Annotated in this window: 1 protein-coding gene; it reads right to left on the reverse strand. The window is 69.0% G+C overall.

The annotated features are described in order from the left end of the window. Nucleotides 1–641: AMP-binding protein (locus RNC47_RS36120; protein ID WP_311605088.1), on the reverse strand; the 641-nt coding region annotated here is incomplete at both ends.

A 641-nucleotide genomic window follows, 5' to 3' on the forward strand; every position in this document is an offset into this window, starting at 1 on the left:
GCCGTCGGGATCGGCCACCTCGATCGCGGCCATCACCTGATCGCCCGAACGCGGATCGGGGACCGCGTACGCACCGGCTGCCACCACGTCGGGGTGGCGGCGCAGGACCCGCTCGATGTTCAGTGCCGAGGTGTTCTCACCGTCCACCCGGATCCAGTCACCGCGGCGGCCTGCGAAGTAGATGACCCCCGCCTCGTCGAGGTAGCCGAGATCGCCGGTCCAGTACCAGCCGTTGCGGATGCGTTCGGCATTGGCCTCGTCGTTCTTGTAGTAGCCCTCGAACGTGCGCGTGCCGAACTTGTCGACGATCTCGCCCACGGCGTCGTCGGGGTTGAGAACGCGGCCGTGTTCATCGAAAACCGCTGGCACACAGTCGTTCAGCGACTCGGGGTCGATGATCGCCACCCCCTGGTGGGCGGGGCGGCCCAGTGCGCCCGGCGGCATGTCGGGGGCCAGAACCACTGCCCCGCCGCCTTCGCTCGAGCCGTAGCCCTCGAACAGTTCGGCGCCGAAGCGGCGCCGGAACTCGTTCTGGTCGTCGGGCGAGGCCTCGGTGCCGAAGCCGCGGACCAATGGGTTCTCGGCGTCGTCGGGTTGTTCCGCGGTGGCCATCAGGTAGCCGAGCGCCTTGCCCACGTAGG

The sequence above is a fragment of the Streptomyces millisiae genome (genome assembly GCF_031845425.1).
Lineage (GTDB): Bacteria > Actinomycetota > Actinomycetes > Streptomycetales > Streptomycetaceae > Streptomyces > Streptomyces millisiae.